A 16320-nucleotide genomic window follows, 5' to 3' on the forward strand; every position below is an offset into this window, starting at 1 on the left:
CCTCTGCAAAATCCCCTTATAAAATTGTCCAATCCGTTCTTTTTCTCGGATTGGACAATTTTATAAGGGGATTTTGCAGAGGTCTCCTTTTACTTTGCGAGCGGAAACGATTTGGTCGGCAAGACTAAGTTGGGAGCAGGGGGAAATCTTCATCGGGTTAAGATACAAAAAAAGAAAGAATTGACAAAATAAACAAAGAAAATAGTTTTGCAGAGGTCTCCATTTCGAGTTTGATTGAAGTTTTACCGGGCCAGCGGAAGCTCCGTTTTATCGGACAACACCAATCCCCTTACACATCCTATCGCATAACTTGAACAGTTCAAATCGTCCCCCGTTTTCTGCATTGTACTTTGCGAATATCAGGACATCCTCTATTGTGCAAAATCTCGAAAAGAGGTAACGTCTTTCGACTACTTGGAGAATGATTTTGCTAATTGATAAGAATATCGTACTTTTGCACCGATTACACATAAGTGTGCAATTCTGAATAGCATTTACCTCTCTCGAATATGGAAAAAAGAAAAATTCAATTTTCGTTGGTTTACCGCGATATGTTCCAAAGTTCCGGTAAGTTCCAACCCCGAAAGGATCAGTTGGAGCGCATCGCTCCGGTGATTATCAAAATGGGCTGTTTCAGCCGTGTGGAAACCAATGGAGGTGCCTTCGAACAGGTAAACCTGCTTTGTGGAGAAAATCCCAATGAAGCTGTTCGTGCTTTCACCAAGCCTTTCAACGAGGTGGGAATAAAGACCCACATGCTTGACCGCGGCCTCAACGCATTGCGCATGTTTCCCGTGCCTTCCGACGTGCGTCGTCTGATGTATAAAGTAAAGCATGCACAAGGAACAGACATTACTCGTATTTTTTGTGGTTTGAATGATGTGCGCAACATCATTCCGTCCATTAAATATGCTCTCGAAGCCGGCATGACACCTCAGGCTACGCTTTGCATCACCACTTCGCCCATTCACACGGCGGAGTATTATGCCAACATTGCCGATCAGCTCATCGCGGCCGGTGCTCCCGAAATCTGTTTGAAAGACATGGCCGGCATCGGACAGCCCGCCATGCTCGGACAACTCTGCAAAATGATCAAGGAAAAGCATCCGGAGGTGATTATAGAATATCACGGACACACCGGCCCCGGCTTGTCTATGGCTTCCATTCTTGAAGTGTGCCGCAATGGTTGCGACATCATTGACACGGCCATTGAACCTTTGGCATGGGGAAAGGTGCATCCCGACGTGATTTCGGTGCAGAGTATGCTTAAAAATGCAGGCTTCGACGTGCCAGAAATCAACATGGAGGCTTACATGGAAGCTCGTAAACTTACCCAAGAATTTATCGACGAATGGCTGGGCTATTTCATCAACAATAACAACAAGCTCATGTCTTCTCTCCTCTTGGGATGCGGTTTGCCCGGTGGAATGATGGGCTCAATGATGGCCGACCTCACGGGAGTGATGAGCGCAATCAATGCCAATCGAGAGAAGAAAGGCGAAGCTCCCCTCTCGGAGGATGCACTGCTCATTAAGTTGTTTGACGAAGTGGCTTATGTTTGGCCGCGTGTGGGCTACCCTCCTTTGGTGACTCCGTTCAGCCAATATGTCAAAAACATTGCGTTGATGAATCTTCTTACCGAGTCGATGGATAAGCCGCGCTATACCATGATGGACAACTCTATTTGGGGAATGATCCTCGGCAAGAGCGGTAAACTGCCCGGAGAACTCGATCCCGAAATCGTGGCTTTGGCCAAAGAAAAAGGGTATGAATTCACTACGGAAGATCCGCAAACCAACTATCCCGACGAACTCGACCGCTTCATCAAGGAGATGGAAGAGAACGGATGGGATCGTGGTCAGGACGATGAAGAACTCTTTGAGTTTGCCATGCACGAAACTCAATATCGCGACTATAAGAGCGGAGCGGCCAAAAAACGTTTCCTCGCCGATCTCCAAGCCGCCAAGGACAAAGCTAATGCTTCGGGAATGACCCCGGAAGAGGCAGCTGCTTTGAAGCATGCCAAAGCCGATGCCATCGTGGCTCCCGAAAGCGGAATTGTTCTTTGGGAAATCGGAGGAGATGCCGAGGGCGTGAAAGCCATTGAGCCTTTTATTGGAAAGGAATACAACGAAAAAGACTTTTTCTGCTACATCGAAAACGGATTTGGGAAAATTCTTGAAATTCCTGCCGCTCTCGGCGGAACGCTCGTGGAAATCAATGCAAAGCAAGGTTCTCATGTGCAGAAGGGTGATGTGATCGCCTACATCGAACGTTCGCCGCGCGCCTAACCTTCTTGCCTCAACACAACGCCTTTGAGTGTGCTTTCTTCGAATAAGGAGAAAGTGCCTCAAAGGTTTTTGATTTTTCTTCCCCAATTTCTCGCTTTCAAAGAGCAAATGCGCTTTTCTATACTTTCTGCGAACATTTGTTTTTGAAACAAGATGTTGACTTTCCCAAGTCTTTTCTTCAAAATCGATAAAAACAAACAGAACCGATCATGCTGAATAGTTTATGGAATTTCAGACTCAGTGTGATGCTGACTTTGATTATCGGAGTCGTGTGTCTTGTTCCTATTCCCGAAACTCCTCTGCAAGATGTGCGCTTCATTGATAAATATACGCATGTGCTGATGTATTGGGGGTATGCTTCCGTGTTGTGGGGCGAAACGGTACATCGTAACAGAGGAGGCAGTTTTCCCCTGCAAAACTATTTGGTCTGCTTTTTGTTTCCAATTTTGTTGGGAGGATTGATAGAAGTATGTCAGGCTTGTTTAACAACCTCTCGCAATGGTGATTTTACAGACTTTTTGGCCAACGCTTTTGGCGTATTGATATCTCTTCCTTTCGGGTGGGGATTGCAGCATTTTTTCAAAACACACCCCTCTTCTTTTTAATCTTAAATATCGGTATATGCTTTTTCTTCGATTGGACGACAGTCATCTTACCCTTTTCTATAAAAGACCGGGCGAAAAAACAGAATTTCCGGAAGAGTTGTCGGAAAGATTTCCTTTCGAACATCGCAAACTGCGCCCTTCAACCAGCTTGGAGATGAATTTGCGGGAAATTCGTGCTTCACACATCGAATTTCAAGAAAAACAACGTATGGAAGTCTTGGTGACTTCTCCCGTCACGCTTGTGCCGATTTCAGAGTTTGAGGAGGAGATGTGCGAAGATTTCTATCATTTCAGTGTCGTCGGTGAGCGAAGGGAGCACGTTGCGCTTCGAGTGTTCTACGACATGTTACCATTCTCCAACGCCGTACTGATTTTTGCATTGGAAGAAAATGTATGTCAAGCCATTGAAGATGAGTTTGGGGAAGAGGTGCATTATGTCTCGGCACTAACCAATGTATTAAAATCCTTTTCCGAAAAAATACATCCTCAACATCGCAGAAGAGTTTATTTGCACTGTTGCGATGCTCGTTTGGATGTAATTGTCTATGAAGGATATCAACTCTTGTTGTTGAATTCCTTTGAAATCAGAGGGCATTCCGATGTGACCTATTATGCACTCAATGTGGCACAAAATTTAGGTTTGGAATTGACGCAAACACCTTTCACGTTGTGTGGAACAGAAGAAAAATGTCAGACCGTTTCTGGGGAGTTGGAACGTTTTGTGAAAAACGTGGGACTGCTGCGCGCTTCCGCCGTCTTCAATCGTCATCCTTTGGCCACCATTCCAAATGCCCCTTTTGATTTAGTGAATCATATTTTGACCAAATGAGAGTTATCACCGGTAAGTATAAAGGAAAACACTTCGATGTGCCGCGTAATTTCAAGGCACGTCCCACGACCGACTTCGCCAAAGAAAATCTATTTAATGTGCTTCGGGCTTATCTTGATTTTGAGGAAATCCATGCCCTCGATCTCTTTGCCGGAACCGGTAGTATCACGCTTGAACTGTTGTCGAGAGGATGTCTGGAAGTGGTGTGTGTGGAGCGTGATCGAAGCCATTTTTCTTATCTCCTCAAAATGCTGCGTTCTCTTGATGACAGTGCCGCCGTGCCTTTGTGCGGCGATGCGTTGAAGTATATAGCCAAATCTCCTAAAACTTTCGAACTTGTTTTTGCCGATCCGCCCTATGCACTCAGAGAATTGCGGGAATTGCCCGATCGAGTGATGCAGAGTGGGATATTGAAGTCCGGAGGATTATTTGTGTTGGAGCATGGCAGAGATCTTGATTTCTCGGATCGACGGGACTTTTTGGAGCATCGTGCTTATGGTTCTGTAAACTTCTCTTTTTTCCGTAAAGAAAATGATTAGTCGCCTTTTTGCACAACATATTGCGACCGAATTTCCACATGATTTTACTCCGTTGCAAGCCGAAGCGGTGGTAACCATAGGTGATTTTTTGAGTGATCCGCGCACCGACCAAGCATTTATTTTAAGAGGTTATGCCGGCACGGGGAAAACGTCATTGGTGGCAGCCGTTGTGCGTGTGTGGCGCAGGCTTGAACGCCCGGTGGTTTTGCTCGCTCCTACGGGGCGTGCGGCCAAGGTCTTTTCGCAGCACGCCGGTTTGCCGGCCTACACCATTCACAAAGTAATTTATCGTCAAGACTCTTTCAACGGGGAAGATACTCTTTTTCGAAAGGGATGGAATGCTTCAAAAGAGGCATTGTTTATTGTGGATGAGGCTTCCATGGTTTCCAATCAAGGTGGGAACTCCATATTCGGCACCGGGATGCTCTTGGACGATTTGATAGAATTTGTTTATGCCGGACTTGGTTGTCGATTGATGTTCGTAGGCGACACGGCGCAGCTTCCCCCGGTGGGTGAAGACGACAGCCCGGCGTTGCAGGCAGACATTCTTCGTTCTTATGGACTTCATGTGCGTATGGCCGAACTGACGGAAGTGGTGAGGCAGACTGAGAGTTCCTCTGTGTTGCACAACGCCACACGTTTGCGGCAGCATATCGGATTGCACGGCTCTTTCGGATTAAATCCGCACGACGGCGCATCGGAAGAGCATCAAGTGAACGAAAATGGGTGGCCGCTTATCTCGGTAGGCGAAAAAAGTGAAGTTCGTGTCATGCCGGGCGACGAATTGATCGAGGCACTCGAAACAAGCTATCGAAATTGGGGAACGCACGACACGATTGTCGTGACGCGGAGCAACAAACGCGCCAATATTTACAACAACGGTATTCGTTCGCGCATATTCGATCGAGAAGATCCGCTGACAAGAGGCGATTTGATTATGGCGGTGAAAAATAATTATTTTTGGATAGCCCAAGCTGCGGCAGGCTTGTCGGAAGGAGAAACGATCCCGATGAGTTTCGTGGCCAATGGGGATTGTGCCGAAGTCGTCGCTTTTCGCAATGTCCACGAAATGCATGGTTTTGAATTTGCCGATGCCACCCTTCGTTTCACAGACTATGATGATTATGAATTGGATTGTCGAATACTTCTCCGTACATTACAGTCCGAATCCCCCTCTCTTACTGCTGATGAGTCGAAACGGCTTTATGATGCGGTTTATGCAGACTATGCCGATATAAAAAACAAGCGCGAGCGTATGAAAGCCATACGAAACGATCCGTATTATAATGCGTTGCAAATAAAATATGCTTATGCCGTGACGTGTCACAAGGCACAAGGCGGACAATGGCACGAAGTGTATGTTGATCAGGGTTATATCCCCGACGAAACTGACCCCATTGCTTATTTGCGGTGGTTGTATACGGCTTTCACACGGACTTCTGCCAACTTATATTTGGTCAATTGGCCGAAAGCACAAACGATAGAAAGAACTTCTTGATCAGCATCACCCAATTCTTACCCCCTTCTTCCCATGACAGCAATCATCATCAACGCTCTTGCCGTTATTGTCGGTAGTGCCATTGGCGCTTTGGCCAAACGTGGTATTCGTACAAAATACATCACCGTTTTGAATACGGCGATGGGGCTGGCTGCTCTCGTATTGGGCATAAAAGTGGCCATGAGCAGTATGGCACAAAGCAGTCTGCCAGTGTTATTCATTTTTTGCCTGGCTTTGGGAGGACTCTTGGGAACGATGTTAAGATTAGATCAACGTTTGGAGTCGGCCACAAGACGAATGTCGGCCGAAGGGAGCAATTTGGCCGAAGGCATTACCACCGCGGTGTTGTTTTGCTGTGTCGGCACACTTTCCATGATGGGGCCAGTGCTTTCTGCGCTAAAAGGCGATGATACTTATTTGATGACGGCCGCCACGCTCAATCTCGTAACGATGATAGTCGTGGCATCGAGCTACGGGTTTTGGACGTGTGTGGCCGCCATCTTTGTTTTTGCTTGGCAGGGAACGATATACGGCATCGCGAAAGTGTCGGCCGATTTCATCTCGGAAGAACTCATTGCAGAAGTTTCCATCGTGGGTGGAGTATTAATAGCTGCCGCGGGTTTGGGAGTGATGAATATCAAAGATTGTAAGACCATCAATCTGCTTCCCGCACTCTTTCTTCCGATGTTGTTCTTTTTCTGCAAAAGTCTACTCGGACTTTGAGAGAAAATTCTTATTTTTGCAAAAATATCCACATTCACACATGAAAGCCTATTCAATATTGATTCTGTTTTTTTTCTCGACCTTATTTCCTCTTTCACTTCAAGCCGATCGTCCGTTGCATCATTGGGAGAAAGAGGTTGCTTTGGGAGACATCCCATGGAAAGTAGAGAAGAAAATTCGCTTTCAACTTAAAAACGATACGCCTTCTTCTTTTCGCATTCTTTCGGCCGACTCCGATTGCGGTTGCACTCGTATCTCGTTTCCCGAACAGGCTGTGGCTCCCGATTCCACTTATGAGATTGAAGCTACTTACAATGCTGCGACACTCGGTACTTTCTCGGAGCAAATTCTTGTACGTACCGATGCCGACACCGTTGTCCGAATATTGACTTTTTCAGGGCGTGTGCTCACGGAAGTGCGTAATCTGCAAAAAGAATTCCCTTATCAAGTCGGCGACATCCGCCTCTCTACGGATAATGTCGAGTTTGACGACATCAATCGCGGTGAACAGCCGGAAAAAACAATTCTTGTTTTCAACGAAGGCAAGAAGAATTTTGTGCCGGAATTGATGCACCTTCCGAAATATCTCATGGCTTACACTGATCCGGAAGTCGTGCGTCCCGGAAAAATGGGAAAAATACGTCTGCAATTGAATAGCAACGAATTGCATACCATGGGATTGACACAGACTAGTGTTTATTTGGCCAGATACTCCGGAGATAAAGTTAGCAAAGACAACGAAATAGAAGTGTCCGCCACTTTATTGCCGCAAACAACTTGCACCGAAGCGCAACGCATTCAAGCCCCTGTCGCTGTCATCGATACTTTGGTGGATTTGGGTAGTTTTTCCGGAAAGAAAAAGCTGACAGCACGCCTTCTGCTGACCAATCGCGGAAAATCACTTTTGAAAATCACTACTTTGCAAGTTTACAATCCCGGCATAGGTGTGTCTTTGCCGAAATCGACCATAAAACCCGGTGAAACCATCAAATTGAAAATCTCGGCATCTTCGGCTTTTGATCTTTTCAGAGGTCGTCGCCGAGTGCTGATGATCACCAACGATCCTTCTCGTCCTAAGATTACGATCGACGTAATGTTGAAAAAGTAAGTAAAGATTTCGTCAGTCCGCAAAAATATATTACCTTTGCACTCGCAAAGCTGATTTGCAATAATCTTTTACAAACCATCGGAAAGTAGCGCAGTTGGTAGCGCACTACGTTCGGGACGTAGGGGTCGGGCGTTCGAGTCGCCTCTTTCCGACAATTAGTGGTCTAACACGTTTTTATAGTGTGTTAGACTCTTTTTCTTTTAGAGGCGGAAAATCCAATAATTCTGTCATTATTGCTTATAGCACCTAAAAACAGCAATATGCCCACGATACGTGCAATCTCTTTTCTTGGGCATTTTCTTTGTAGTAAGGCAAAGAGTTGCGACCTTCGCTCTGAGGTTAGTTGTTTATACATCGCAATACAAAGATAATTAATCTCAGGGAGTCCTCAATGGGGGCTCCTTTTTTGCATTGCCGGTATCGCTCTTCGGGGCTACGCGCCCCGGCCGCGAGGCAAATCCGCGGTGTTTTTCATAGATTAGAAACCATGAAAAATAAGGCTATTTGTTGCACTTCGATTTGGAAAGTACAGTGATAGATTTTCCTGCATAACGAGCAGAAATTTTTAAGTAACGAGTAGTTTTTCCTACTCGTTACTCCGTTTGCACTCCCCCTTTTTGTAAAGATGCGTTCCAACACTTTAAGAATATCCGGACAAACCGAAGAGGAGGCAAGGCCATTCCGCGTAGAAACCCCAACTTCTCGCCCTTGCCAAGACTTTTTCTTCTTTTTGTCTACATAACCTACATTATATTTGCAAATGATAGATATTCAGCATGTTGCGAATGTATGTAGAGCAAAAAAATAACTACATTCGTTGTCACAACCTACACACTGCACCGAGAAAGCGGCAGATGCCCGAAATCGTTCATGTTGGTTGTGTAGGTTTTCGGAAAAACTGTCTACATTCATTTTTATCTGTGTATCATCGACTTAACCTCTTTCCATGTATATGGATAAGTTACTTGTCTACACTCGTATATCACTGAAATCCAGAAAAATGAAAGGCTCAGTGTATGTTTTTCGACGTTTTTACGAAAAAAACATTGGAACAGCCCACATCAATGTGTCTTCTTCCCTCTAAAAAACTTTTGATGCGTAGCGAAAATGCGTTTGAGCCATATCACGAAGAATATTATGCGGAGAAAATAAAAGCGGTCTTGAAGTGTAGAGATTTCGGCTCTATAACGATTTCCCACGCTTCATGTTGAGACAACATCCTTGGAAGTGGCGACTTGCCAGTGCCAAACTCCTCGTTTCAAAGCCACAACTTGGGGATAGCGCAGCTTCACCCAATGCAAAGAAATACGTTTCGGTCGTTCGAGATACCGGCGTTCATATTTCATCAATATCTCTTGTGCGGATAAGGCTTCGGGCGTGTCACACAAAATTCGGGCAATTCTACAAAAATCATACATCAGTTGCGGACTCATCAATCGATAATTATGTTGCAAACGCTCTATCCACGGATGATGTTTCAACAATCCATTGAAAGAGGGATGCCTGTCGTCTTTCCCCAAGGCCATACGGATGCTCTTTCGAGTAGAAAAGTCGGGACGCAATTGCAATTCATTTATCAACGCATGGAGCACGCGACGAGTGGATTGCACTTCTCCGCGAGGCACAATAAAATCACAGCTCCACACTCTGTCGGACACTGTTCTCGACAGCAAGGTCATATTCATTAAAAACAGAAAACGCTCAGGCGACATTCGTTGCAAGGCTTCAAGCACGTTCACAGGACGATAGAGCAATTCTTTCCGCAAGATGTTCATCTTTTGCAAGAAATCACGGCTTAAACTCAATTTGTAAACCTGACCTCCATCGAGCAACGGGCGTAAGAAACGACGTTCTACAAGGCGATACAATGCAGCGGAAGAAGACAACCCCAAAACACGAACAAGGGTCTTCACGGAAAGGTTTTCCAAGAAATATCGTCTTAAAACTTCTCCGCCATGCGCCCAACGACGCTCCAAGACGCCGATGATCTCGACAAAGGCTTGTTCCACCTCGCCAATGCACATCATCGTTTCATTGCAGCAAAAAGAGGAGTGTACATTCTCAAAATTCTTCTTTGACAGGTCACAGAAAGATATTTTCTCCTCTATCGCGTTCTTCTCTTCCGGAAACACCAACTCTGCCAATTCGTTGTGCCAACGGTTCAACACGGCTTCGGGATCGCGCTTCACTTCTGCCCGCATTTCGTCCATGACATAAAGAAACACCTGCCCTACATTCCGCCATTCTGCAACTTCGTTTCGCTGCAAATTCAAGAGGTGATAAACGCTTTCCACCCCCTCTTCTCCAAGGCGACGCAAAACCGTCGCTCGCTCGACATTGGTTTGCAATGCTTCAAGCCCCACTTTTCGCAGTGCTTCTATCAATCGTTGGGCTTCAAGGCGATCGCGCCCTTCTTCCAAAGTAAGGTAATCGGGAAAGAGTGTGTGGTACATGTCGCAAAATTAACATTTTATTTTATGGCCAAAGCAAAAAAAAGAGGTTTATTTGGCCTTTCGCACACATCTTTTTATCTTTGTCCATCATTTCACTCTCAAACCCCTTATTCGTTATGAAAGAACTGGCCTTGAAGTATGGTTGCAACCCCAATCAAAAACCTTCCCGGATCTACATGGAAGACGGAGGCGAACTGCCCATTGAGGTGCTCTCCGGACGTCCCGGCTACATCAATTTCCTCGATGCTCTCAACGGGTGGCAGTTGGTGCGCGAACTCAAAGCCGCCACCGGACTTCCGGCCGCCACTTCGTTTAAACACGTTTCGCCGGCCGGAGCCGCCGTAGGCGAACCAATGAGCGAAACCCTTCGCAAAATCTACTTCTGCGACGACATTGCCCTTCCACTTTCTCCCATAGCCACGGCCTATGCTCGCGCACGCGGAGCCGACCGCATGTCGAGCTACGGCGACTTCATCGCTCTTTCCGACACTTGCGATGAAGCTACGGCTTTGCTCATCAAAAGAGAAGTGAGCGACGGAATCATCGCTCCCGATTTTACCCCTGAGGCCCTTCAAATCTTGCGCGAAAAACGCAAAGGAACTTATTGCGTACTGAAAATAAATCCCGATTTTTACCCATCCCCCATTGAGCGAAAACAAGTGTTTGGAGTGACATTCGAACAAGGGCGCAACGAAATAGACCTCACCACAGGGGAGCTGTTCTCTCATATTCCTACTGAAAATAAGGATTTTCCGGCAGCAGCACGCAGAGATCTGATGATCGCGCTCATCACGTTGAAATACACGCAGTCGAATTCCGTGTGTTATGTCAAAGACGGACAAGCCATAGGCATCGGAGCCGGACAGCAAAGCCGCATTCATTGCACACGATTGGCGGGACAAAAAGCCGACATTTGGTGGTTGCGACAACATCCCAAAGTGATGAACCTGCCCTTTGTGCCGAACATCCGCCGTGCCGATCGCGACAACACCATCGACATTTACATCTCCGACGATTGCAATGATGTTTTGGCCGAAGGGCTTTGGCAACACTTCTTCACAGAACGCCCACAACCACTCACGAACGAAGAGAGAAAGGAATGGATTGCACAAAACACGGGCGTATCTCTCGGGTCGGACGCTTTCTTCCCCTTTGGCGACAATATCGAACGGGCTCATCGCAGTGGAGTACAATATGTGGCACAAGCCGGAGGCTCCGTCCGCGACGACCATGTCATTGAAACCTGCAATAAATACAATATCGCAATGGCCTTCACCGGCATTCGCCTATTTCATCACTAATATTTTCATATCATAACACTATGGCACGCAACGTCAGCGAAGAGGAAATCACCACAGCCATGATGGTCGGCATAACTTTCAAAGGAACGAAACTACGTAAACCGGCCGAAGAAAAGGTGAAAACCAAAGCCAAAAAGAAGACCTATATCACCGGACTTCATAAGTCGGGGTCGGCCAAGAAAAAAGCGGAAATCCGACAACGGCGCGCCAATCGGCATAAAAATAAGTAAACCACGCATCTTCCTTATACAATCGGTGGCGGAATGACATAAACGATTCCGCCACCGATTTTTCATTTCGGTCAATATGAAACAGCCACAATTCAGAAAAAGCTTCTTATGCGGCGATTTCAGTTAAAGAGATTTCTGCAAATCCGTACGAGAAAGATGAAGCTGTCGATTTGCATATCGCAAAACAGCCGGACGATGAGTAATAAAAATGAGCGTCTGCCCCTTGCAATGCGCAATGATACGTTCTATCACCTTCTCTTCCGTAGCGGCATCGAGTGCAGAGGTACATTCATCAAGGAGCACAATGGGCGATCGGCGCAACAAAGCTCTCGCGATACAAATGCGTTGTGCCTGCCCTTCCGAAAGTCCTCCTCCCTGCTCAGTGCAAGGCGTATCTAATCCCAAAGGCAGTGTGCTCACAAAATCGGCGGCGGCCACTTTCAATACATCAAACATCATCTCTTCCGTGGCATCGGGATCTCCCAATAAGAGGTTTTCCCGAATGGTCCCTGACAGCAAGGTGTTACCCTGCGGAATATAAGCAAAACAAGACCGATGTTGCACAGCAAGAGGACTAACCTCTCCTTCCTTTGAAACAAGGCTGATATTTCCCGACATTGGTTTGAGCAACGACATGAGCAAGCGAATAAGAGTCGTTTTACCTGCTCCTGTTTCTCCCGTCACAACCGTCACACTGCCCGGAAAAAAGTCATAAGAAAAGTTTTTGAGCACGGCACGTGACGTTGGCGTATATTGATAATCCACATTTTCCAAACGAAGGCCAAGAGAAGAAACTTTTACAAGTTCTTTTTGAGAACTCTTCGTTTCCGTCATTTCTTCCTCCAAAGGGAGTGCCTCTAATTCCATGAGCCGTTCACAGGCCGTGGCAGAATTGATAAAAATCGGGATGTATTTCGAAAGATTGCGAACCGGAGTTTGAATCTGTCCGACCAATTGAATGAATGCCAGCATCGCTCCATAGGTGATGGCTCCCGATTTAAGCTGAAAAACTCCCCAACCGAATGTGAGTAAATAGCCGACGGAAAATCCCAAGCTCATCAGAGTCGAAGAAATGCTCGAATAATAAGTTTTTTCTACCACACGGCCTCGCAGCCGTGTGTGCATTTCTCCCAAGCCCTGCACCATATAGTCTACACGTTCGAGAGTTTTGATGACGAGCGAATGCTGCAAACTTTCTTGTAACAAACTTTGCACACGGCTTTCCGACTCACGAACATCGTGAGTAAGACGACGCATTTTTCGAATATAGAGCTTACTGATAAGAAGAAAAAAGGGCATGACCACGACAACGACCAATGCCAAGGTTTCGTCCATAAAGTAGAGAAAAAGAAAAGCACCGCAAAACTGCACAATCGTCGTAACAAAAGAAGGAAAATCCTCAGTGAGTAAATCAACCAAGCTCCCAACATCTTTGAGCATGCGATTGAGCACATCGCCACTGTGAAAATGGCGAATACTCATCCACTCACAACGGAGCAAACGAGAAAAAACTTTCGCTTGCATTCGATTTTGTGCCTTTACGCCCAAAACGGCCTTTATCCAGCGGTTTCCCAAGGCTAAGAGGATTTGTGCAGCCATAATGCCGACCAGGAGAAATATGGCATGCCAAAGATCGAGCACACCATTTACTCCCGTGGCAATATCAATGGTCAGCTTTGTGGCAGCCACAAACGAGAGGTTCAACCCTACAAAAAGAATGCCGATCAGCAGATTTAATAATGCTTGAAAACGAAATTCTCCCCAATAGCTCAAAAGCCATTTCAAGATTTTGGAATAAGAAGACAATTTCTCCATAAACGCAGAATGCACATTTTTTGAAAAATAAGCCCGAAAGGAAATCTCATATTTGTTGTTTTAAGATATTTGCATCGCAACTGAAAAATCAGCTCCGGCGATCTTTTCCCCACATCATTTTCTCACGCAATTTATAGAAGAAATCCTTTCTCCCCATTTTTACGACGGAAAGCGTATGTTCTGCTTTCTTCAAACGTATCCTTGTCCCTTCGGGCAAACTTTTGCTTCTTCCGTCAATGGCAATAAGGAAACTTCCCGTGCGACTTCTGACTTGAAGATCAATCACGACTTCATCTCGCAACACGACGGGACGCATCGTCAAACTATGAGGTGCAATGGGCGATAAACAAAAAGTGGGAGATTGAGGGTGCATCACAGGACCACCCACCGAAAGCGAATAGCCGGTTGACCCCGTAGGCGTACAAACGATAAGACCATCAGCCAAGTAGTTGGTAAGCAGCTCTCCGTCAACAGAAGTGTTGATTTCGATGAGAGAAGAGTTGTCGTGTTTCAACAAGGCCACTTCATTGAGTGCAAAAGGATAAATTCCCAAATCTCTTTCCTCCACCAATACCTCTATCAATCTCCTTTCCTTGATTTCAAAACTGCCGGATACCACTCTCTTCATGGTTTCGGAGATATTGTCGGGACTGACATCGGCCAAAAAACCCAATCGTCCCGTATTTATACCCAAAATGGGAATTTTCCGATGAGCCACTTTCTCGGCCGTATTGAGAAACGTGCCATCTCCACCCATTGAAATCGCCAAATCGGCCGAACATTCGGAAACATGAAAAGGGATTGTGCATGAAGTCGGAAAACCACTTCGGGAAGACTCGTTTTTAAGAAAATCAAAAAAACGTCGCTCCACGACAACCTCCACGCCCAATTCCGATAAAGCACGAATCACGGCTTCAACATGACGGCTCTTTTCTGCTTGATAATTATTTCCAAAAATGGCAATCCTTTTCAAAGGAGCATTCATAAGCGCAATGCTTTATCATATTTAACAATAGAGAAAAATCCGAATTTCAAAAGTTTTTGTACTTTTGCAATAGAATACAGGCATAACCTCAATTCTTTCAATAGCAAAAGTACGTTTTTTTGTCTTTTGCACCAAAGAAATATGACTAAACTAAGCGTAAACATCAATAAAGTAGCCACACTTCGCAATGCTCGCGGAGGAAACAATCCCGATGTGTTAAACGTTGCGATTGACTGCGAGAAGTTTGGAGCGCAAGGCATCACAATACACCCACGTCCCGACGAACGTCACATTCGAAAAAGTGACGTCAGAGCTCTTGCAACCACCATTGGCACAGAGTTCAACATAGAAGGTTACCCCTCGGAGGATTTCGTAAATTTGGTTTGCGAAGTCTGCCCGACGCAAGTTACACTTGTACCCGACACACCGGAACAAATTACCTCCAATTCCGGTTGGGACACCAAACGCCACAAAGACTTTCTACGCCCCATCGTTTCTCGTTTCAAAGATGTTGGAATTCGAGTTTCGATCTTCATCGACCCCATTGAAGAAATGGCAGCTCATGCTCACGATCTCGGAGCAGACCGCATCGAGCTGTACACCGAACCCTACGCAGCTCTATATACAGACGACAAATATCGAGCCATTTCCCCCTATTTGGCATGTGCGAAATATTGTCAGACTCTTGGTTTGGGCGTCAATGCCGGACACGATTTGAGTTTGGAAAACCTGCGTTTTTTTGCGGAAAGTATTCCTTGGTTGAAAGAGGTCAGCATCGGTCACGCTTTGATTTGCGACGCGCTTTATCTGGGTTTATCCACAACTATCCGGAAATACCTTGAATGCCTCGACTTGACGACGTCAAATTCGTCTATTTAGAAGAAAATCAAATTCATATAACAGAAAACTACTAAACTCTTTACTAAATTATGCTTCACATCTTTATAGCTGATGGTTTTGAAGAAATAGAAGCCCTTACCACCATCGACATTCTGCGTCGATGCGGTATAGAGGTCACCACCGTATCGGTGACCGGTACTCGTTTGATTCGAGGCGCGCATGGGGTTCCCCTCATGGTAGACACAGTGTTTCGCAAAGGCGAAACAACCAAAAGTCAAGGTTTGATTTTGCCCGGCGGCATGCCCGGAGCCAAAAACCTATCTCTCCATGAAGGTCTTCGAAAATCTCTCCTTTTCCACAACGAACGCCGCACCCTCATTGCGGCCATTTGTGCAGCTCCCATGATTTTGGGAAAACGCGACCTTTTGGTCGGGCGAAGAGCAACCTGCTATCCCGGCTTCGAACAAGAGTTGCGAGGTGCGATATACGTAGACAGCCCTGTTTGCGAAGATGGAAACATCATCACGGCCAAAGGCCCTGCCTATGCCACCGATTTTGCCTTTGCCATTGCTGCACGTTTTGTTGATTCAAGCACTTTGGCACAAGTCAAAACCAGTATGTTACTCACTTAACCGCTTCCAATACGAATAAATTAGAAATGCTTTTTACAACGAGGATATGCCGTACCAACGACATATCCTCGTTTTTCATAAGGAAAATTTCCAGGAACAAAAACAACACCGTTTCTCAAATATTGCGAGATCTCTGCAAAACTATTCTTTTTTATTGCTGTCCGGTAAAGTTTTTTGTATTAAGTAAATTACTTTATAACAGCGAGTTTTGAGGTTGATTCAGTTTTTTACCGGACAGCAATAAAAAAGAATAGTTTTGCAGAGGGCTCGCATAGTGAACAGCAGAATTGGTAACCCTCTCTCAAACATGCCTGTTAGCAGTTTCGGAAAATCAGCAATCAGCTGTTCGTAAACAATTCTCTCTTTTCCACATTTCTTTCGTCTCATACGAGCAGATAATCAGTATAATAATAACCTTTTGTGAAAGTAGAGAAATAGGTAAACCGGTACTTTCCAATCCCTACACAATCC

At 45.7% G+C, this 16320-nt stretch carries 14 protein-coding genes and 1 tRNA gene; 12 read left to right on the forward strand and 3 right to left on the reverse strand.

Annotated elements, in window-relative coordinates:
- The first annotated feature begins 509 nt into the window (after positions 1-509).
- The 8 genes from EII14_RS08330 (at position 510) to EII14_RS08365 (ending at position 7745) form a co-directional block, all read left to right on the forward strand.
- A complete protein-coding gene (locus tag EII14_RS08330) occupies positions 510-2291 on the forward strand; it encodes a biotin/lipoyl-binding protein (protein WP_124932077.1) in 1782 nt (593 codons plus the stop codon).
- A gap of 209 nt (positions 2292-2500) precedes the next feature.
- Entirely contained in the window at positions 2501-2896 is a 396-nt protein-coding gene (locus EII14_RS08335; protein ID WP_124932078.1) for a VanZ family protein, read from the forward strand.
- A 16-nt stretch (positions 2897-2912) separates the two neighbouring features.
- On the forward strand, positions 2913-3725 hold the full coding sequence (locus EII14_RS08340; RefSeq protein WP_124932079.1) for a DUF3822 family protein: 813 nt from the start codon (positions 2913-2915) through the stop codon (positions 3723-3725).
- Positions 3722-4264, forward strand: a complete 543-nt coding sequence (locus EII14_RS08345) for an RsmD family RNA methyltransferase (RefSeq protein ID WP_124932080.1) — start codon at positions 3722-3724, stop codon at positions 4262-4264. The genes EII14_RS08340 and EII14_RS08345 overlap by 4 nt, the downstream gene beginning before the upstream one ends.
- Positions 4257-5762 carry an ATP-dependent RecD-like DNA helicase gene (locus tag EII14_RS08350; protein ID WP_124932081.1) on the forward strand — a complete coding sequence of 502 codons (1506 nt, stop codon included), beginning with the start codon at positions 4257-4259 and terminating at the stop codon, positions 5760-5762. Before EII14_RS08345 ends, EII14_RS08350 begins: the two co-directional genes overlap by 8 nt.
- A gap of 33 nt (positions 5763-5795) precedes the next feature.
- Positions 5796-6485, forward strand: a complete 690-nt coding sequence (locus tag EII14_RS08355) for a DUF554 domain-containing protein (RefSeq protein WP_124932082.1) — start codon at positions 5796-5798, stop codon at positions 6483-6485.
- A 40-nt stretch (positions 6486-6525) separates the two neighbouring features.
- The gene (locus tag EII14_RS08360; protein WP_124932083.1) at positions 6526-7593 is read left to right on the forward strand and encodes a DUF1573 domain-containing protein; all 1068 of its coding nucleotides are present in this window, start codon (positions 6526-6528) and stop codon (positions 7591-7593) included.
- 79 nt (positions 7594-7672) lie between these two features.
- Positions 7673-7745: transfer RNA gene (locus tag EII14_RS08365), tRNA-Pro, on the forward strand.
- Positions 7746-8795: 1050 nt separating this feature from the next.
- Here the strand turns inward: EII14_RS08365 and EII14_RS08375 are convergent.
- Positions 8796-10046 carry a hypothetical protein gene (locus tag EII14_RS08375; RefSeq protein WP_124932084.1) on the reverse strand — a complete coding sequence of 417 codons (1251 nt, stop codon included), beginning with the start codon at positions 10044-10046 and terminating at the stop codon, positions 8796-8798.
- Between the two features lie 116 nt (positions 10047-10162).
- Here EII14_RS08375 and EII14_RS08380 point away from each other — a divergent pair, with 116 nt between their 5' ends.
- A complete protein-coding gene (locus tag EII14_RS08380; protein ID WP_124932085.1) occupies positions 10163-11347 on the forward strand; it encodes a phosphoribosylaminoimidazolecarboxamide formyltransferase in 1185 nt (394 codons plus the stop codon).
- A 20-nt stretch (positions 11348-11367) separates the two neighbouring features.
- Entirely contained in the window at positions 11368-11577 is a 210-nt protein-coding gene (locus EII14_RS08385; RefSeq protein ID WP_124932086.1) for a hypothetical protein, read from the forward strand.
- Between the two features lie 123 nt (positions 11578-11700).
- Here EII14_RS08385 and EII14_RS08390 read toward each other — a convergent pair whose 3' ends face one another.
- Both EII14_RS08390 and EII14_RS08395 read right to left on the reverse strand, forming a co-directional pair.
- Positions 11701-13392: an ABC transporter ATP-binding protein gene (locus EII14_RS08390; RefSeq protein WP_124932087.1), complete on the reverse strand. Its 1692-nt coding sequence runs from the start codon at positions 13390-13392 to the stop codon at positions 11701-11703.
- Positions 13393-13480: 88 nt separating this feature from the next.
- On the reverse strand, positions 13481-14377 hold the full coding sequence (locus EII14_RS08395; RefSeq protein ID WP_124932088.1) for an NAD kinase: 897 nt from the start codon (positions 14375-14377) through the stop codon (positions 13481-13483).
- A gap of 141 nt (positions 14378-14518) precedes the next feature.
- Here EII14_RS08395 and EII14_RS08400 point away from each other — a divergent pair, with 141 nt between their 5' ends.
- Both EII14_RS08400 and EII14_RS08405 read left to right on the forward strand, forming a co-directional pair.
- Positions 14519-15256 carry a pyridoxine 5'-phosphate synthase gene (locus tag EII14_RS08400; protein WP_124932089.1) on the forward strand — a complete coding sequence of 246 codons (738 nt, stop codon included), beginning with the start codon at positions 14519-14521 and terminating at the stop codon, positions 15254-15256.
- A 50-nt stretch (positions 15257-15306) separates the two neighbouring features.
- Positions 15307-15849 carry a DJ-1 family glyoxalase III gene (locus EII14_RS08405; protein WP_124932090.1) on the forward strand — a complete coding sequence of 181 codons (543 nt, stop codon included), beginning with the start codon at positions 15307-15309 and terminating at the stop codon, positions 15847-15849.
- The last annotated feature ends 471 nt before the right edge of the window (positions 15850-16320 follow it).

This window comes from Alloprevotella sp. OH1205_COT-284 (assembly GCF_003859795.1).
Lineage (GTDB): Bacteria > Bacteroidota > Bacteroidia > Bacteroidales > Bacteroidaceae > Alloprevotella.